Here is a 17,526-nt window from a genome sequence, read left to right on the forward strand (position 1 = left end):
CGCCATCCAGCATCTGGCCGGCATGAAGGACAGCAAGGTGATCGTCGCCATCAACAAGGACGAGGAGGCGCCGATCTTCCAGGTCGCCGACTACGGCCTCGTCGCCGACCTGTTCAAGGCCTTGCCGGAACTGCAGCAGGCGCTGTGACCTCCACCCTCTCCCGCCTCCGCAGCGGGAGAGGGCAATCCTGCTTGCCGCGGCGTGCCGGCTGTTCTATCGCTGGCGGCACAACAACCCGACAGCGGCAGGACGCCATGAGCATCGACGGCATCACCGGACTGGACCATCTGGTCATCGCAACCCGCGACCTCGACGCCGCGCGCGATGCGTACAGCCGGCTCGGCTTCACGGTGACGCCGCGCGGGCACCACACGCAGCTGAAATCCGCCAACCACACCATCCTGTTCCCGACCGGCACCTATCTGGAACTTCTGGGCATTGAGGAACAGCGTCCCGCCAACGCCCATTACGCCGCCTTCCTGCGCCAGCGCGAGGGCATCGCCGCCATTGCGCTGAAGACTCCGGATGCCCGCGCCGCCGCCGGACCGCTGGCCGCTGCCGGCTTCCCCGCACCGGAGTCCGTCGATTTCAGCCGGCCCGTGGAGCTGCCGGAGTGCACGCGCGACGCCAGCTTCACCATCACCCAGATCGATCCCGCAGCCACGCCGGCCGGCCGTGTCTTCCTGTGCCAGCATCACACGCCGGACCTCGTCTGGCGCTCCGACCAGCTTGAGCATGCCAACAGCGCCATCGGACTGGAAGCGCTGGTCATCGCCGCCGCCGATCCCGACGCGGTGGCCACGACCTATGCCAGGCTGCTGGGGGGCACCGTCACCGACCGCGGGGCGGCCCGCGTGGTGGAACCCGGCCAACCCGGCGACGGGCAGGTCCCGGTGATGGTCGCCACGCCGGACCGGCTGCATTGGGCCTGGACGGCCGATCCGGCCTTCGCCACTCCCCTTCCCTTCTTCGCCGGATTCGTCGTGCGCGTCGCCGACCCGGTCAAAGCCCAGCAGGCCTTGCAGAAGAGCAAGGTGCCGACCGTGGTTGGCGGTGGCGTGATGCGGGTGAACTCGCCCGGCGCCTGCGGTGCGATGATCGCGTTCGCGCAGGATTTCGACCTCGACGCCCTGATTCCCTGAGTTCCCGAACCTGGGGTCGCCCCATCCGGTCCATATCGATACCGATATCGGCTAGCGACAATTCGCGTCGAATTGGTCATAGGACTGGCAAAATTGCTTGTGTAGTGTCCGGCGACAGTGGCGCCCACGGACGGGCGCCGGCTGTGGAGATGGACATGATGGCAGGGGGCGGGACCAGGGATGCGGCGGGGGCTCCGGGGGCGGAGAACCACCCGATGCCGAATCCTCTGTTCAACGTCCTGCCCGTTCCCGCCCTGATGCGCGGCGACGATGGCCAGCTGCGCGGCAACCGCTGTTTCCTTGCCCGCTACGGCAGCGCGGACGCCATGCCGGCCGATCTGGCCGATGCCCGCCCCGGTACTGTGCAGGAGGTTTCCACCGGCACCGGTACGGGCGAGCCGCGCGACCTGCTGATCCGCGTCGGCGGCCCTCCCTGGATCGCGACGGTGGAGGACGTTACCGACCAGCGCCGTACCGCCCGCAGCCTGGATTTGGCGACCGAAAAGCTCGAAGAGGCGTATCACACCGCCAAACTCGGCTATTGGGAATACGGCATCCGATCGGGCGAGCTGATGCTGACCGACGCCGCCCTTGCCGTTCTGGGTCATGGCCGCGACCGCTTCGACCAAGGCTTCGATGCCCTGCTGGGAATCCTGCATCCGGACGACCGGCCACGCTTCGGCAACATGCTGGAAAGCGTCGTCGACAACCCCAAGCGGGTCTATGTCGAGTATCGCGTCCATGACGGCGACGGGCGGGTCCGCTACGTCTCCTCCTCCTGCGCGCCGCGGCTGGATACGGATGGGCGGCTGACCCACGTCTTCGGCGTGATGATGGACAGCACCGAACGGGCCGAGGCGGCGGCACAGCTGGAGGCCGCGAAACAGCGGCTGGAGGAGGCATACCGCACCGGCCATCTCGGCTACTGGGAGTACGGCATTCACAGCGGCACGCTGGTCTGGAACCGCGAGGCCTTCGGCATCTATGGCCAGGATCCGGAACGGTTCGAGCCGACCTTCGACGGCCTGCTGGACATCCTCCACCCCGACGACCGCCTGTCCTTCGGCAACATGCTGGAGAGCGTGATCGGCAACTCCAAGCGCGTCTATGTCGAATACCGCGTGATCGATCCTGCGGGGGAGGTTCGCTACGTCTCCTCCTCCTGTGCGCCCCGCTTCGACCTGGATGGACGTCTGACCCACCTGTTCGGCGTGATGCTCGACACCACGGAACGGGCACGCGCCGCGGATGCGCTGCGCGCCGCCAAGGACCGGGTGGAACAGGCTTATCGTGACTTGCAGGACGCCCAGGACAGCCTGGTGCAGACCGAGAAGATGGCCTCGCTCGGCCAGCTGGTCGCCGGGGTGGCGCATGAGGTGAATGGGCCGGTCGGCGTGGCGCTGACCACCGCCTCGCACCTGCTGAGCCGGGCGGAGGACGTGAAACGCCAGTTCGCCGCCAACGCGCTGACCCGCTCGGCCCTGGCCGGATTCCTGGAAGTGGCGCAGGAGGCGGGGCAATTGCTGGTCGGCAACACCGAGCGGATCGCATCGCTGGTCCATATGTTCAAGCAGGTGGCCGCCGACCAGACCGGCGACGAGCGCCGCACCTTCTACCTGCGCGAATACACCGAGGATGTGCTGCTGAGCCTGCACACGCAGATCGGTTCGTCCGGCCACCGGGTGGAGCTGATCTGTCCCGAAGCTCTGCAGTTGGAAAGCTTCCCAGGCGCCTTCGCCCGCGTGCTGACCCATCTGGTGCGCAACGCGCTGATGCACGCCTTCCGCCCGGAGCAGAGCGGCCGAATCGTCATCGACATCCACGCTGACGACGGCGACGACTGGATCGAAGTGGTGCACAGCGACGACGGACAGGGCATCCTCGAGGCCGACCTGCCGCGGATCTTCGACCCCTTCTTCACCACCGCGCGCCATGCCGGCTGCGTCGGGCTGGCCTGCATATCGCCTACAATCTGGCGACCCAGACGCTGGGCGGTCAGCTGAGCGCCGGGAACACGGCCAATGGGGGCGCCGTCTTCATCCTGCGGGTGCCGCGGCGGGCGCCGGACCTCGTTTGAGAGGTCAAGCTTCGCCTACGCCACCGTCTGACGTTCGCGCAGCAGCGGCTCCAGCGCCTCGGCGACGGCGCGGCGCAGGTCGGCGGCGATCACCGGCTTGTGCATGACGCGGAAATTGCCGGCCTCCGCCTCCTGGGCGCGGGCGGGCGCGGTATCGCCGGTGACCAGGATGCCCGGCAGGATGCGGCCGAGGGCAAGCCGCACCTCGCGGATCGCTTCGGTCCCGGTGCGGCCGTCGCGCAGGCGGTAATCGGCGACGATCAGGTCGGGGGGCGGTCCGCGATGGGCGAGATCCAGAGCTTCGGCGCAGGATTCGGCCGCCAGCACCGTGTAGCCCCATTCGGCCAGCATGGCGCGCAACCCCTCGCGCACGATTCCGTCATCCTCGATCACCAGCACCGTGGTCGCAAAGGCCGGACGCGGCGCCGAAGCCGGGGAGAGCGCCTTGGCGGGGAGCGGCGCGGCCAGCGGCACTTCGACCGAGAAGACGGAGCCCTGGCCGGGCATGGAGCGGACCGTCACCGAATGGCCGAGCATGACCGACAGCCGCCGCACCACCGCCAGCCCGAGGCCGAGACCCTGGTCGCGGTTGCGGCTGGCATTGCCGACCTGCACGAACTCCTGGAAGATGTCGTCCTGTTGGTCGACCGGGATGCCGATGCCGGTGTCCCACACCTCGATCCGCAAGTTCCCGCCGCGGCGGCGGCAGCCGATCAGGATGCGCCCCCTGTCGGTGTAGCGCAGCGCGTTCTCCACCAAATTCTGCAGGATGCGCCCCAGCAGCATCGGGTCGCTGCGCACATGGGCGCGGCAGGGCACGATGTGCAGGATCAATCCCTTCTGGACGGCGACGGACCGGCTGTTGGCGGCCACACGGTCCATCACCTCGGACAGGGCGAACACCTCCACCTCCGGCACCACGGCGCCGGCCTCCAGCCGGGAAACGTCGAGCAGACCGTCCAGCAGCATCTTCAGCGCGCCGAGCGCCCGCTCCATGGTGCCCAGAACGTTGCGCGTCATCCCATCGGTGACGCGGCCGGACAGCACCTCCATCAGCAGCATCAGCGACTGAACGGGCTGGCGCAGGTCGTGGCTGGCGGCGGCGAGGAATTTCGACTTGGCGACATTGGCGCGATCGGCCTCCCGACGGGCATCGGCCATCGCCGCCTGGGCGCGCTTGTGCTCGGTGATGTCGCGGACGGTCGCGATCAGGCTGACCAGCCGGTTGTCGTGGTCGCGCACCGGCGAGGCGCTCAGTTCCAGACAGCGGGGATCCTCCGGACCATCGCCTGCCCGCGCCAGTTCCACCCGCGCGTCGCGGCCGACGACGATGGCGTCGCGCAACGGCTGCAGAGCCGCCCGGTCGTTCGTGGCCCGCTCCAGCGCCGTGAGGGCGCCGCTGCCCATCAGGCCCGACATCGGCGTGCCAAGCAGCTTTTCCAGCGCCGGGTTGACATAGACGATCGGCATACCGGGCTGGGTCGCGTCGGCGATCATGATGCCGTCGTTGCTCCAGGCCAGCGCACGGTTGCGGACGCGCAGGGCCCGGTCGGTGTGGCGCCGCCATTGCAGTTCGACGATGAAGGCGATGATGAACAGCAGGATCACCACCGTGGTGGCGACCGCCCAGCCGATATAAAGGCGGGCATTGTCACGCCAGGGACCGAAAACCGTTTCCACCGATTCGCCGACGATCGCGATGACCGGATAGTCCGGGGCCGACCGGAAGGCCAGGATGCGCTCCACCCCGTCGACGGGGCTGACCATGCGAAGGTGGCCGATGGGGTTCTGTTTCACCGCCTGCCAGAGTTCGGAGTTGGCGGTGCCGCGGCCGGACATGGAATTGGAACTGACATTGCGGGCGATGATGACGCCGTCCGTGCGCAGCAGCGCCGCCGCGCCATCAGGGGGAAGCCCCAGCACCCGATAGTAGCGGACGAAGGATTCGACCGGAATGTCGGCCACCGCAATGCCGGCGAAGGTGCCGTCGCCATTCTCCAGCCGGCGCGAAACGGGGATCAGGACATCCTGCGTCTCCGACGACGCATAGGGAATGCCGATCACCAGCCCGCGCGGCGCGCTGTCGCGGGCGATGCGGAATTCGTCACGGTCGGCGACGCTGCCCTGGAAGGTCGCCCGTCCGCCGCCCATGGTCAGCAACCCGGCCGAATCATAGACGCGCACACCCACCACCAGCCCTTCCTCGAAGGCGCGGCGGGTGTCCAGGCGCATGGCCCGGTTGCGTTCCGTATTGGCGATCAGATCCAGCAGAAGGTCGTCGACCCGGCGGAAGGTGGAGATCGCGTGCTCCTCCACCAGCCGGGCGACGACGGCGGTCTTTTCATGGACCGTCAGGTCCAGCAGCCGCTCCTCCCGCTCCAGCCGGTCGAGCAGAATCCACCACAGGGCGGCGATCGCCAGCACGACCGCCAAGGCGGGCAGGACCAATCGCCCGCCGAAACCGGAGAAAAGCCAGAGCGCCCGCTTCACGTATACCCCGAACGCAGTGGATCGTCCGCCGGCCGCGTCCATCGGCGAAAGGCGGACGGCGGCGGCAGGCGGACGCAAGCATGCCGCAACGCAGGTGTGGACGCAACGGCGTTACCGGGAAGGTGGCAGCGCAACGAAGTTGCTCCACCCATGCGACCCGGTCGTGACGACGGCTCACCTCGAACGCTCCGGCTATGCACCCCAGCGCACCGGCCCGTCGGCCACCCCGCCGAAATGCCGGCTTTGCGGCGCTCCGGCCGACCGCTATACCGCTTGAATGAGCTTTGCCCGTGCTATCGCCACCGTCGGCGGACTGACCCTGCTGAGCCGGCTGGCCGGCTTCGCACGCGACATTTTGACCGCTGCCGTCCTGGGCGCCGGCCCGGTGGCCGACGCCTTCTTCGTCGCGCTGAAACTGCCCAACCTGTTCCGCCGCCTGTTCGCGGAAGGCGCCTTCGGCGTCGCCTTCATCCCGCTGTTCGCCGCGGAACTGCAGACCCGCGGCCGGGCCGCCGCCGTGCGCTTCGCGGAAGAATCGCTGGCGATGCTGCTGGCGGTGCTGCTGCCGTTCACCCTGGCGGCCGTCGTCGCGATGCCCTGGCTGATGCATGGCCTAGCCCCCGGCTTCTCCGACGAGCCCGCCAAGTTCGCCCTGGCGGTGGACATGGCGCGGCTGACCTTTCCCTATCTGGCGCTGATCTCGCTGGTGGCGCTGCTGGGCGGAGTGCTGAACGCGCTGGACCGCTTCGGTCCCTTCGCCGCCGCACCCATCGCCTTCAACCTGACCCTGGTCGCGGCCCTGCTGGTCGCCCCGCAACTGGGGCTGGAGCCGGGCATTGCCATGGCAGGGGCGGTCACCCTGTCCGGAGCGGTGCAGATCGGATGGATGGCCTGGGCCTGCCGCAATGCCGACGTGACGCTTCACCTGCGGCGGCCCCGGATGACCGACGGCATGCGGCGGCTGTTCAGGTTGATCGGGCCGGGGGCCATCGGGGCCGGCGTCATGCAGATCAACCTGTTCCTGAACATCGTGCTCGCCTCGCTGCTGCCCTCGGGCGCCGTGTCGTTCCTTTACTATGCCGACCGGCTGAACCAGATGCCGCTGGGCGTCATCGGCATCGCCATCGGCACCGCCCTTCTCCCGGTGCTGGCACGCCATGTCGCGGCCGGGGACGAGCGGATGGTCCGCCACTACCTGAGCCGCGCGCTGGAATTCAGCCTGCTGCTCGGCCTTCCCGCCGCGGTCGCGCTCGGCGTGGCGGGGGCGCCGATGGTGTCCGTCCTGTTCCAGCGCGGCGCCTTCGGCCCGGACGAGGCCCAGGCCACCGCCATGGCGCTCGCCGCCTATGCCATCGGCATCCCGGCCTATGTGATCGTCAAGTCGCTGAACGCCGCCTTCTTCGCCCGCCACGACACGGTGACGCCGGTGCGCGTCGCGATCATCGTGACCGTTGCGACCGCCCTGTTGGCACTGCTGCTGATGCCGTGGCTGGGCCATGTCGGCATCGCGCTGTCCACCGGGCTGACGGCCTGGCTGGATGTCGGGTTGCTGGTGGTGGCGATGCGCAAGGGCGGTCTGTTCGACCTGGACGCCCGGCTGAAACGCCGCGCCCCCCGCATCGCCGCGGCGGCGGCCGGGATGGGGGCGGTGCTGGCGCTGGGCGGCGGGCTGCTGGCGCCGTGGCTGGAGGCGCCGTCCACGGCAATGCGCTTCGCCGCCCTGGCTCTTCTGGTCGCCGGCGGTGCCGCGGCCTTCGGGGCGCTGGCGGTGGCGCTGGGCGGGGCAAGCCTGGGGGACATGAAGGGTATGCTGACGAAATCCCCCGTTCCTGCAGAGGAGAGGGGATGACGATGCGGGGCTACCCCACTTGACGGCGGTCATACGCAGTCGTACAAGCGAACCCACGTGGTGATTTGGTCGACCGGCTTGCGGGCCACGTAAAACAACCCGCTAAAAAGGTCCGAGCCGCGTCCGCGCCTCGACCCGATCGGTCGGGGCTTTTTTGTTTGCGGCCGGCTTCGCCCCACCGGCGATCATCAGGGGAGAGTGGCGGAATGTCGCGCACCGATCATCGCAATCCGAACGTTTCGGGCCTGCGCCCGCGGTCCAAGCTGGTCCATGGCGGCATCCGCCGCTCGCAGTTCGACGAGACCTGCGAGGCGCTGTACCAGACCTCCGGCTTCGTCTACGGCTCGGCCGAGGAGGCGGAGAACGCCTTCGCCAACGATGGCTCGCGCCACGTCTATTCGCGCTTCCGCAACCCGACCTCGGCGATGTTCGAGGACCGGCTGGCCGAATATGAGGGGGCGGAGTGGGCCTATGCCACGTCCAGCGGCATGGCGGCGGTGCATGGCGCGCTGATGAGCGGGCTGCGGACGGGTGACCGGGTGGTGGCGCCGCGGGCACTCTTCATTTCCTGCTATTGGGTCCTCAAGGAGCTGTGCAGCCGCTTCGGCATCGAAACGGTGTTCGTCGACGGCACCAATCTGGCGGAGTGGGAAGAGGCGCTGTCCAAGCCGACCAAGGCGGTTTTCCTGGAAACCCCGTCGAACCCCGGCCTGGAGGTCGTCGACCTGGAGGCGGTCTGCAAACTGGCCCACAAGGCCGGCGCGGTGGTCGTCGTCGACAACGCCTTCGCGACGCCGGTGCTGCAGCGCCCGTTCGACTTCGGCGCCGATGTCGTCATCTATTCGGCGACCAAGCACATCGACGGCCAGGGCCGCTGCCTGGGCGGCGTCATCCTGGCCAAGGACGGGAAATACGCATCGGAAGTGATCCACCCCTTCCTGCGAAACACCGGCCCGACCATTTCCCCCTTCAATTCCTGGCTGCTGCTGAAGGGCATGGAGACGCTGGAGCTGCGTGTGCACGCCCAGTCGGCGGCGGCGCTGCAGGTGGCGGAGTTCCTGGAAAGCCACCCGAAGGTCGCCCAGGTGCTCTATCCGCTGCTGCCCAGCCATCCGCAATATGATCTGGTGCGCAAGCAGATGACCGGCGGCGGCAACATGCTGTCGGTCTTCCTGAAGGGCGGCAAGACCGAGGCGTTCAATGCCCTGAACGGCCTGCGGATGGTGATGATCTCCAACAATCTCGGCGATTCGAAGAGCCTGATCACCCACCCCGCCACCACCACCCATTCCAAGCTGACCGACGAGGAAAAGGTCGCCGCCCGGATCGAACCCGGCCTGCTGCGCCTGTCCGTTGGTCTCGAAGACCCGCAGGACATCATCGAAGATCTCGACCGCGCGCTCGCCGAGGCGTAAAGATCGTGCCGGAACTTATGCTGCAGTGCAGCGTTGAAGCCGCAGTCAGGTTCCGGCAACGATTTTTTTGAGAGAGGCGACGCCCATGGCACGAGAAAACGCCGGCAACGGCCATCCTACCGACCGACTCATGGCGGTGGCGGGCCAGCTGACCAAAACCGGCCTTCGCAGCAGCGAAATGGGCGTTGCGGCTGCGCAGACCATTGGCTACCGAACGGCGATGATGGCGGCGGCGATGTCGAACCCCATCGACTTCGCCAACCCGGAATTCATCCGCATGGGCTCCGAAAAGGTCGAGGCGATGGTCGAGGCCTTCCACGCCGTCGCCACCGGGATCAGCGAATTCGGACAGGCTTGGTTCACCATGGTGACGAAGCAGACCCAGGCGGCCGCCGTCACCATCGGCGGTCTTGCCACCTGCAAGAACCCGGTGGAGATCGTCGACGTCCAGCAGCGCCTGCTGGCCGACGCGGTCGATGCCGGCATCCATGCCAACCTGCACCTGATCGAAACGACGGCCGCTCTGGCAGCCGCCGGCATCAACCCGGCCTACCGGACGGTCCGGGCCAACGCCCGCCGTCTCGCCCGCGAACAGGCCTGACCGCTCACACCACGTCCGCCGGAGCCAGACGGCAGCAGCTGCCGTCATGCTCCACCTGGATGGTGGCGTGGCCGATGCCGAAGCGCTCCTTCAGCACCGACGAGATTTCCAGCAGCAGCGCGTCGTCCTGGCTCATGCCGGGACGGACGAGATGGACGGTCAGCGCGGTTTCCGTCGTGCTGATCGGCCAGATGTGCAGGTCATGCACCGCGGCGACGCCGGGCAGCCCGGCCAGATAGCGCTCCACCTTCGACTGGTCGATTCCGTCGGGCACCGCATTCATCGCCAGCCGCACCGAATCGCGCAGCAATCCCCAGGTGCCGGCGATGATCACCAGCGCGATCACGATGCTGGTCACCGGGTCCAGCCAGAACCAGCCGGTGAAGCGGATGGCCAGCGCCGCCAGCACCACGCCGACGGACACCGCCGCGTCCGCCACCATGTGCAGATAGGCGCCGCGCAGGTTGATGTCCTGCTTCTGTCCGCCCATGAACAGCCAGGCGGTCCAGCTGTTGATGACGATGCCGATCACCGCCACCACCATCACCGTGGTCTCCGCCACCGGTTCCGGTTCCACCAGCCGGGTCGCCGCCTCCAGCAGGATGGCGCCGACGGCGATCAGCAGGATCATCGCGTTCAGCAGCGACGCCAGGATCGAGGCATTCCCAAAGCCGTAGGTATAGCGCCCCTTCGGCAGCCGCCGCCCCAGCCACGCCGCTCCCCAGGCCAGCAGCAGCCCCATCACGTCGCTGAGGTTATGTCCGGCATCGGCCAGCAGCGCGGTGGAGTTGGCGAGCAGGCCATAGACCGCCTCCACCACCACGAAGCCGATGTTCAGCAGCGCACCCAGGGCGAAGGAGCGGTCGTAGCGGGCAGGACCGTGATGATGGTCGGCATGGGTATGACTGCCGTGAGCATGACCGCCATGGGAATGGCCGCCGTGGGTGTGTCCATGCGGCATGATGGAAAGCCTCGTCGTTAGGTGCATTGCAGCACACGCAACCATGGGCCCACCGTCGCGGGAGGGCAAGAGCCGCGCACCGATGGTCCGCCCCCTCTTGCGCCGATCCGCCGCGGCGCCTAGCTTCGCGCGGTCACTCACACCAACCGTGAACGAAGGAACTGGTCATGAAGGCGCGCGTCACCTGGGTGGACGGCAAGATGTTCGTCGGCGAATCCGGCAGCGGCCATGCCGTGGTGATGGATGGTGCGCCCGAATCCGGCGGCCGCAACGCCGGCATCCGCCCGATGGAAATGCTGCTGATCGGCATGGGCGGCTGCACCTGTTTCGATATCGTGATGATCCTGGAGAAGGGCCGCCAGCAGATCACCGACTGCGTCGCCGCCATTGAGGCCGAGCGGGCGGAGACCGACCCGAAGGTCTTCACCAAGATCCACGTCCACTTCACGGTGACCGGGCGCAAGCTGGATCCGGCCAAGGTGGAGCGCGCCATCGCGCTGTCGGCGGAAAAATACTGCTCCGCCTCGATCATGCTGGGCCAGACCGCGACCATCACCCACGACTTCGAGGTGGTCGAGGCGCCGTAAGGACGCTCTGCGGCGGCCACAGAAACCTTTTTCAGTTGCATCCATACGCATGAACAGCGAAGGATCGGGTGATACATCCGCTCCTTCGCGATCATCGCGTGCGCATCTTCGCCATCTTCATCCTTGCTGCGGCCTTCCCTGCCCTTGCCGACGACACGCGATCCAGCCTGTCCGACTGGGGCGGGGTCGGGCTTTTGCAGATGCCGACCGCGCGGATGGCGCCCGATGGGTCGCTGAGCGGCGGGCTTACGGCACTTGGCGACCTGCACCGTCACTATGCCATCTCTGCGCAGCCGCTGCCCTGGCTGGAGGTCACGGCGCGCAACAGCGCCTATCCCGGCTATTACGGCCTCAGCGAACCCGGCCTTGACCTCAAGCTTCGCCTGCGGCGGGAGGACGAGCGCGGGCCGGCGCTGGTCGTCGGTGGGCGGGACGTCACCGGGTCCGGGCTCGACCTGCCGGGCAAGGGGCGCTTTGCCGGCGAGTACATCGCCCTGTCGCGCCGCTGGTGGGATGTGGACCTCACGGTCGGTATGGGATGGGGAACGCTGGGCGAGGCCGGGCACCTGCGCAATCCACTGCGCTTCCTGGGCGGCCGGTTCCGCCGCGACCGCGACCCGTCGGCATGGCCGACCAGCCGTGGACCGGGGGCATGGTTCAGCGGCGAGCGGGTGGCTCTGTTCGGCGGAGCGGAATGGCACATGCCGGCCGTGGGGCCGCTGGAAGGGTTGAGCTTGAAGCTGGAGTCGTCCGGCGATCGCTTCCGGGCGCAGCGGCAGGACGAGCCCGGCTTCGATCCCGGCAGCCGCTACAGCCTCGGCCTGTCCTGGCGCCCGGCATCCTGGGCCGATCTGGGTGCCGCCTACGAGCAAGGACGGCGGCTGATGCTGCGCCTGTCCGTCCGCTTCGACCCGGCGGTGGATGCCGACCGCTTCGAACGCCCTCCTCCGCCGGTCGGGCCGCGGCCATCGGAAGGGGCTGGGCTGTCGGCGGAGGCCATCGCGCTGGTCGCCCGCAGCCGTGGCCTCCCCGCCCGATCGGTCCACATCGACGGCGAGGTGGCGACCCTCTGGCTCGACCCGGCCGGCGGCGGGCGGCTGCCGCTGGCCCGCGAGGTGGGTGACGCCGCACGGCTGCTCGCCGACCTTGCCCCGCCACAGGTTGAGAGGCTGCGCGTGGTCACCGGTGCGGCCGGACTCGCGTCCGCCGCCACGACCCTGCTGCGCCGCGATCTGGAGCGGGCGGCCGGTCACCGCGGCAGTCCCGAGGAGATTTGGCGCACGACCGTCATAGAGCCGTCCGCCGGCCCATCGCCCGACTGGCGCCCGCGGCTCGACCTGTCGACCCGGCTGGTCGCAACCTTCGATCTGGCGGAACTTGGAACTACGCTCGCCCAGCGCACCCACACCGATGTGATTCTGCGCGGCGAGCCGGTGCGCGGGCTGGTGCTTGGCGGTAGCCTGCGCATCGACGCCGGCAGTAACCTCGACCTGCTGGACACCAACGCCCTGCCGGCGGCCCATCCCGTGCGCAGCGACCTGCCGCGCTATGTGGAGCGCCCGCTGTCGCTCGACCATGCCTATGCGGCGTGGCTCGCCAACCCGGTGGACGGGCTGACCACCCGGCTGTCGCTGGGCCATTTGGAAGAGATGTATGGCGGCATCGGGGCGGAGGCGCTGTACCAGCCGCTGGCCGCCCGCTGGGCTCTCGGCCTCGACCTCAATCAGGTCTGGAAGCGGCTGCCGGACAGCCTGTTCGGCATCGAGCGCGGCGATGCGCGCGGCACCGGCCATGCCAGCCTGTACTGGGAGGCGAGTGGGGCGGGCACCACCACCGCGTTGCGGTTTGGGCGCTATCTGGGTGGCGACTGGGGCGGAACGGTGGAGGTGATGCGGCGCTTCGACGGCGGCATCGGCTTGACCGCCCACGCCACCTGGACCGAGGGGCCGGACGGCTCCCAAAGCCGCTTCGGCGGGCGGATGGACTGGGGGCTGGCACTGGTGGTGCCGATCGGGGCATCGGGCTGGATGCCGGTCGGCGGCACCGTCGAGACGGCGGTGCGCACGCTGGGGCGCGATGCGGGACAGCGCCTGCAGCAGCCGCTGCCGCTCTACGACCTGCGGGTGCCGGGAGGCTACGGCCGCCTCGCCGGCACATGGTCCCGCCTGTTGAACTGAGGTCAGCGGACAGGCGCACCGGTGGGCGTCGTTGTGGCGGCATGCGGGTCGAGGACCACGGTCGTCCATTGACCCTGCCGGTCCATCGCGCTGGCGACGTAGCGGTCGCCGTCCTTGCGGAAATCACGGACCGACATATAGCCGGCGGCGCTGAGCTGGTTCAGCAGCGTGGTCTGCTGCAACTCGACCGGCTTCTGTCCGGGAACGCGGCGGGCGGCCATGTCGGACGACGCCCCGCCGGAGCTTCCAAGGCCGGTCGACATCGAGCGGTCGGCGCCCGTGCTGCCGGAATAGGTGCTTGAATAGGTATATTGCGCCATCGCGGCCGGAGCCGCCGCGAGCGTGACGGCGAAGGCCGCCAGCCAGAGCTTGGTCTTCATCTTTCCCTCTCCTGCGGATGGTCGCCGCGACCGGACCGCGGCGTCGCCGGAGGTCGAACCGCCGGCCGTCAGGGAAAGGAAACGCCGGAGATCGCCGGTTGTTGCATAAATGCCAGACCTCCATGGTCCGAGCATGCGCGGATACTCCGGCCGATACAGGGTCCGGGAACATCGTGCCCACGGCATTGTTCTGTTCTTCGAATGCCGCCGCACCGGCTGTGCTTACCGTCACCTTGGCCCGTCTTCCCGGACAGGAAGACAGCGGGGGGCGGATACGACGGGACGGCGGATGCGGCCACGACTTGTCTCATGCGCGACGCCCGAAGTCCTTTGGAGATCTTCGGCCAAGCGAGGGAGGGTATGATGCTCTATTGGGCTCTTGTTTTCTTCGTCATCGCGCTGATCGCCGGCGCGCTCGGGTTCGGTGGGATCGCGTCGGCAAGCTCCGGCGTCGCGCAGATCCTGTTCTTCCTGTTCCTGGTGCTGTTCGCCATCAGCCTGATCATGGGTCTGGTCCGGCGACGGTAGCGCCAGGGCAACCACCGGGCGATCCGCTCATGACTTTTCCCTTACGGGATGGAACCATCGGCGGACCGCCCGGTTGATTGCAGCATCTCCTGAGGCTGCAACACACTCTCTCCCCCCAAGAGGTGACGTCAGGGCCGGCGAGCCAGGACGGCGCTTCGATTGTCCCCGCCTTCGGCGGCGTCTCCCCCGGACGCCGCCGTTTTTTTGCCCGCCGTCAAAGACGGAGACGGAGCCCGGACATGGGAACGGGGCGCCCGGCGACCGGACACCCCGTGATTCACGATGCTCGCTACTGCGGATCAGGCGTCCGCGTCCTCCCCAGGATCGCGGCCTTCCATCAGCAGGCGGAGCGCGCGGCGGCCGCGTGACAGGCGCGACTTCACCGTCCCGATCGAAATTCCGAGAATATCGGCCGCCTCGTTGTAGGAAATCCCTTCCAGGCCGATCAGCAGCACGACTTCCCGCTGTTCGTTCGGCAGCAGGGCGAGCGCGCGACGCAGGTCGCGAAGCTCCATCCGCACGAACTGCGACCCCGGTGCCGCGCCGATGGCGGCCTGCGCTTCGGCGTCGATGTCGACCACCGGCTGGCGGCGGCGGACGCCGTTGATGTGCAGGTTGCGCAGGATGGTGAACAGCCAGGCGCGCAGGTTGGTGCCGGGGCGCCACAGATGCAGGCGGGACAGCGCACGTTCAAGGCATTCCTGGACCAGATCGTCGGCCAGCGTGGCATCGCGCACCATGGCGCGGGCGAAACGGCGCAGGCGCGGAATTTCCTCTTCGATCTGCCGGATCACCGCCGGATCCGGCGGTGCATTGGGATCGGGACGGAATTCGTCGTCGGTGGGAGTACCGTCGGCTGGGTCGATGTGGGCCGCGTCCATCTCGGTTGCGTCGTTCTTGGCCGCATCGCTTCCGGCTTCGGCCTCGATGGCCTCGGCATGAACGTTCAAATGGGTCTCCGTCTGAGCCGGGGCATTCTGCGCGCCATTGGCGGCGGCACGGCCGTTGCGGGCATCGGTGGGGTTCTGGTCAGTGTACGTCGGCGCGCGGTCCGAACGGGTCCGGCCGACGGCCTCGGCGCCGAAGGCTACAGGCTCGACCGGGGCCGGGCCGCGCATTCGGTGGCTCAAGGTGGTCGCGACGTGGTTCGCCATCGGTGAAACGATGCCTCCTTCAATGCCGTTCGCCACGGCTGCACCGACCACTTTCGCGGTTCTCCGGCACTGCCGGGGCCTCCGGCGCGACGGCCCCGGACTAAGGTGTGCATCCTTCGTCCGGGGCCGCCGAATTTGCAGCCGATTATCTGGCCCGATCCCTACGTAATGAGCGTACAAAGGGGCTGCCAGTTGGGAAAAAGGCTAGTGGGTCATACAATCGGGCCAGATTACCCCTAGAGTACCCCGTGTATCCCAGGTCGATCACCGTTCGGGCATTGGCTTTAAATTTGGTCTTTCGTTATCTCTCCAACACGATTGGAGGACGCATGACCAACTTGAAAAGAAAAAGACCGACCGAAACACGTCGATCGGTCTATGGATTTTTTATTGGTGGCGCCACATCAAGCAGTACTAGTGACGTAGTGACAGGCAGCCAGCCTTCCGTTTCGCATTATGCCGCCAACTCTGCCGGTCGGTGCAGCAGACGCAACGGCGTCCTCCCTGTGAGTTCTGACCTCAACCTTTCGATGGTCTCAAACGGCTTCAAGAAAATCATACAGGGGGGTCCGGTGGAACACCACACGAACCTTTGCGGTACGCCGTCCGCGTCGCGCGCTTCTGCAACCCTGCAGCGCACCCGCCGGCAGGTCTCCAGCCGCGCGCGCATCGGCGCGCTGGCCGCCGCCCTGATGCTGCCGGGCATGCTGGCTGCCGTGCCAGCCAAGGCCGGCGTCGCGGAGAAGACCGTCGCAGCGCTGGAGGCGCTCGCCAACAAGGGCAGCGTCCGTGCCCAGTATGAGCTGGCTCAGCATTACGAACGGGCCGACGGGGTAAAGGCCGACCCGCGGCTTGCCTTATCGCTCTACTGCCGTGCGGCCCGTCAGGATTATGCCGACGCGGCACTGATGGCCGGGCGCATGCACATGGCCGGCGTGGGCGGCGTCAACAAGGACGCAGAGCTCGGCCGCGCCTGGCTGCGGAAGGCCGCTGCGCTGGGAAGCGAACAGGCGGAGCGGCTGGTCGGCAGCGCCGGCAGCAACGTGAAGACCCCGGACCGCTGCGAACCGCCCAACCTGCGCTGGGGCATCATCCGCAAGCCGCCGGCCGAAATCCGCGCCATGGTGCAGAAGATGGCGCCGACCTACGGCCTCGACCCCGATCTCGTCCTGGCGGTCATCGCGGTGGAGTCCGGCTATCGCGTCGACGTGGTGTCGAACAAGAACGCACAGGGCCTGATGCAGCTGATCCCGGAGACGGCGGAACGCTTCGGCGTCACCAACCCGTTCGACGCGGAACAGAACCTGCGCGGCGGCATGAAGTACCTGCGCTGGCTGCTGGCCTATTTCGACGGCAACGTCACCCATGCGCTGGCAGGCTACAATGCCGGCGAGGGGGCGGTCCTGCAGTACAAGGGCATCCCGCCCTACCGCGAGACCCAGGATTACGTCGTCAAGATCCGCAGCATCTACGCGCAGACCTATCACCCCTTCAACCGCGGAATCGTGCAGTCCGCCGGTCTGGTCAGCACCGCGCGAGAAGAGGTTGCCGAGCTGTCGCTTTCGACCAGGGCGCGCAGCAGCGGAAAACGCTGAGAACGTAGGATTGCGAATCGGAAAAATGCGACTCGGGCGACTCGGGACGCGTTTGGTTAACACTTTGGTTATAAAGTGACGATTACCCTCGGGGAACGACGGATTTCGCAGGTGCTGGCGTCTTGGACAAGGATGCCTTCCCGCGTCACCCGCCAGCGTCTCACCCGCAACGTTTCATCCGAACGTTTCCCGAGGACCTGCCCGATGCCCATGGCCGCCGACGTCGACACCATCGAACGTACCTCCATCGTCGCCTACACGCTGCTGAACGAGCTTCATGAAGTCCTGGCCCTGCCCAAGGCTCCGGACGACGTCACGCTGGGCATTCTGATGGGCATGGCCATGTTCCTCGACGACAAGGTCGGCCCGATGCGCGCCAAGCGCCTGATGAGCGAGGCGCCGTCCATCGTGCTGAAGACGGACGCTCACGTCACGGCCGACCAAACCCAGCGCATCATGCCGGTCCTGCGCGCCTTCGGCGACCACCTGAAGGAACTGCGCATGAAGGCCGAGCGTCCGGTGAGCGGCACCGTCGGCTGACCCCCGCCGTCCTTCAAACGGACCTTCGA

At 67.8% G+C, this 17,526-nt stretch carries 14 protein-coding genes, 1 pseudogene and 1 riboswitch; of the genes and pseudogenes, 11 read left to right on the forward strand and 4 right to left on the reverse strand.

The window, feature by feature from the left end; all coding sequences use genetic code 11:
* The 3 genes and pseudogenes from VD964_RS11500 to VD964_RS11510 all read left to right on the forward strand — a co-directional run.
* Nucleotides 1–148: pseudogene (locus VD964_RS11500) on the forward strand (electron transfer flavoprotein subunit alpha/FixB family protein); the annotation flags it as partial.
* 107 nt (nucleotides 149–255) lie between these two features.
* Nucleotides 256–1,143 carry a VOC family protein gene (locus tag VD964_RS11505; protein ID WP_324868680.1) on the forward strand — a complete coding sequence of 296 codons (888 nt, stop codon included), beginning with the start codon at nucleotides 256–258 and terminating at the stop codon, nucleotides 1,141–1,143.
* A 215-nt stretch (nucleotides 1,144–1,358) separates the two neighbouring features.
* Nucleotides 1,359–3,146: a PAS domain-containing sensor histidine kinase gene (locus VD964_RS11510; protein WP_324868682.1), complete on the forward strand. Its 1,788-nt coding sequence runs from the start codon at nucleotides 1,359–1,361 to the stop codon at nucleotides 3,144–3,146.
* 89 nt (nucleotides 3,147–3,235) lie between these two features.
* Here VD964_RS11510 and VD964_RS11515 read toward each other — a convergent pair whose 3' ends face one another.
* On the reverse strand, nucleotides 3,236–5,710 hold the full coding sequence (locus VD964_RS11515) for a hybrid sensor histidine kinase/response regulator (protein WP_324868684.1): 2,475 nt from the start codon (nucleotides 5,708–5,710) through the stop codon (nucleotides 3,236–3,238).
* A 277-nt stretch (nucleotides 5,711–5,987) separates the two neighbouring features.
* On the opposite strand from VD964_RS11515, the gene murJ reads away from it, so the two are divergent.
* The 3 genes from murJ to VD964_RS11530 all read left to right on the forward strand — a co-directional run bounded on the left by murJ (nucleotide 5,988) and on the right by VD964_RS11530 (nucleotide 9,575).
* Nucleotides 5,988–7,559, forward strand: a complete 1,572-nt coding sequence (murJ, locus tag VD964_RS11520) for a murein biosynthesis integral membrane protein MurJ (protein WP_324868686.1) — start codon at nucleotides 5,988–5,990, stop codon at nucleotides 7,557–7,559.
* A 47-nt stretch (nucleotides 7,560–7,606) separates the two neighbouring features.
* Nucleotides 7,607–7,686, forward strand: a riboswitch (SAM riboswitch).
* 79 nt (nucleotides 7,687–7,765) lie between these two features.
* Nucleotides 7,766–8,974, forward strand: a complete 1,209-nt coding sequence (metZ, locus tag VD964_RS11525) for an O-succinylhomoserine sulfhydrylase (protein ID WP_324868688.1) — start codon at nucleotides 7,766–7,768, stop codon at nucleotides 8,972–8,974.
* Between the two features lie 85 nt (nucleotides 8,975–9,059).
* On the forward strand, nucleotides 9,060–9,575 hold the full coding sequence (locus VD964_RS11530) for a phasin family protein (protein WP_324868690.1): 516 nt from the start codon (nucleotides 9,060–9,062) through the stop codon (nucleotides 9,573–9,575).
* Between the two features lie 4 nt (nucleotides 9,576–9,579).
* Here VD964_RS11530 and VD964_RS11535 read toward each other — a convergent pair whose 3' ends face one another.
* Nucleotides 9,580–10,536 carry a cation diffusion facilitator family transporter gene (locus tag VD964_RS11535; RefSeq protein WP_324868692.1) on the reverse strand — a complete coding sequence of 319 codons (957 nt, stop codon included), beginning with the start codon at nucleotides 10,534–10,536 and terminating at the stop codon, nucleotides 9,580–9,582.
* Nucleotides 10,537–10,703: 167 nt separating this feature from the next.
* Here VD964_RS11535 and VD964_RS11540 point away from each other — a divergent pair, with 167 nt between their 5' ends.
* Nucleotides 10,704–11,123 (forward strand): OsmC family protein, encoded by a 420-nt coding sequence (locus VD964_RS11540; protein ID WP_014247921.1) that lies wholly within the window; start codon nucleotides 10,704–10,706, stop codon nucleotides 11,121–11,123.
* A gap of 98 nt (nucleotides 11,124–11,221) precedes the next feature.
* The gene (locus VD964_RS11545) at nucleotides 11,222–13,300 is read left to right on the forward strand and encodes a YjbH domain-containing protein (RefSeq protein WP_324868694.1); all 2,079 of its coding nucleotides are present in this window, start codon (nucleotides 11,222–11,224) and stop codon (nucleotides 13,298–13,300) included.
* A gap of 2 nt (nucleotides 13,301–13,302) precedes the next feature.
* On the opposite strand, the gene VD964_RS11550 is transcribed toward VD964_RS11545, so the two are convergent.
* The gene (locus VD964_RS11550; protein ID WP_324868696.1) at nucleotides 13,303–13,680 is read right to left on the reverse strand and encodes a hypothetical protein; all 378 of its coding nucleotides are present in this window, start codon (nucleotides 13,678–13,680) and stop codon (nucleotides 13,303–13,305) included.
* Between the two features lie 363 nt (nucleotides 13,681–14,043).
* Here VD964_RS11550 and VD964_RS11555 point away from each other — a divergent pair, with 363 nt between their 5' ends.
* Nucleotides 14,044–14,208, forward strand: coding sequence for a DUF1328 domain-containing protein (locus tag VD964_RS11555; protein WP_014247924.1), 165 nt, complete (start codon nucleotides 14,044–14,046; stop codon nucleotides 14,206–14,208).
* Nucleotides 14,209–14,507: 299 nt separating this feature from the next.
* On the opposite strand, the gene VD964_RS11560 is transcribed toward VD964_RS11555, so the two are convergent.
* Nucleotides 14,508–15,362 (reverse strand): RNA polymerase sigma factor, encoded by an 855-nt coding sequence (locus VD964_RS11560; protein ID WP_324868698.1) that lies wholly within the window; start codon nucleotides 15,360–15,362, stop codon nucleotides 14,508–14,510.
* A gap of 572 nt (nucleotides 15,363–15,934) precedes the next feature.
* On the opposite strand from VD964_RS11560, the gene VD964_RS11565 reads away from it, so the two are divergent.
* Both VD964_RS11565 and VD964_RS11570 read left to right on the forward strand, forming a co-directional pair.
* The gene (locus VD964_RS11565; RefSeq protein WP_324868700.1) at nucleotides 15,935–16,957 is read left to right on the forward strand and encodes a lytic transglycosylase domain-containing protein; all 1,023 of its coding nucleotides are present in this window, start codon (nucleotides 15,935–15,937) and stop codon (nucleotides 16,955–16,957) included.
* A 204-nt stretch (nucleotides 16,958–17,161) separates the two neighbouring features.
* Nucleotides 17,162–17,497, forward strand: coding sequence for a hypothetical protein (locus VD964_RS11570; RefSeq protein WP_014247927.1), 336 nt, complete (start codon nucleotides 17,162–17,164; stop codon nucleotides 17,495–17,497).
* Nucleotides 17,498–17,526: the final 29 nt, after the last annotated feature.

Source organism: Azospirillum sp., assembly GCF_035628975.1.
Taxonomy (GTDB): Bacteria; Pseudomonadota; Alphaproteobacteria; order Azospirillales; family Azospirillaceae; genus Azospirillum.

Coding starts and splice junctions, on each gene's coding strand:
- VD964_RS11530 (WP_324868690.1), top strand. CDS start 9,060: ATGGCACGAGAAAACGCCGGCAACGGCCATCCTACCGACCGACTCATG.
- VD964_RS11510 (WP_324868682.1), top strand. CDS start 1,359: ATGCCGAATCCTCTGTTCAACGTCCTGCCCGTTCCCGCCCTGATGCGC.
- VD964_RS11555 (WP_014247924.1), top strand. CDS start 14,044: ATGCTCTATTGGGCTCTTGTTTTCTTCGTCATCGCGCTGATCGCCGGC.
- VD964_RS11540 (WP_014247921.1), top strand. CDS start 10,704: ATGAAGGCGCGCGTCACCTGGGTGGACGGCAAGATGTTCGTCGGCGAA.
- VD964_RS11560 (WP_324868698.1), bottom strand. CDS start 15,362: ATGGCGAACCACGTCGCGACCACCTTGAGCCACCGAATGCGCGGCCCG.
- murJ (WP_324868686.1), top strand. CDS start 5,988: ATGAGCTTTGCCCGTGCTATCGCCACCGTCGGCGGACTGACCCTGCTG.
- VD964_RS11505 (WP_324868680.1), top strand. CDS start 256: ATGAGCATCGACGGCATCACCGGACTGGACCATCTGGTCATCGCAACC.
- VD964_RS11550 (WP_324868696.1), bottom strand. CDS start 13,680: ATGAAGACCAAGCTCTGGCTGGCGGCCTTCGCCGTCACGCTCGCGGCG.
- metZ (WP_324868688.1), top strand. CDS start 7,766: ATGTCGCGCACCGATCATCGCAATCCGAACGTTTCGGGCCTGCGCCCG.
- VD964_RS11535 (WP_324868692.1), bottom strand. CDS start 10,536: ATGCCGCATGGACACACCCACGGCGGCCATTCCCATGGCGGTCATGCT.
- VD964_RS11570 (WP_014247927.1), top strand. CDS start 17,162: ATGCCCATGGCCGCCGACGTCGACACCATCGAACGTACCTCCATCGTC.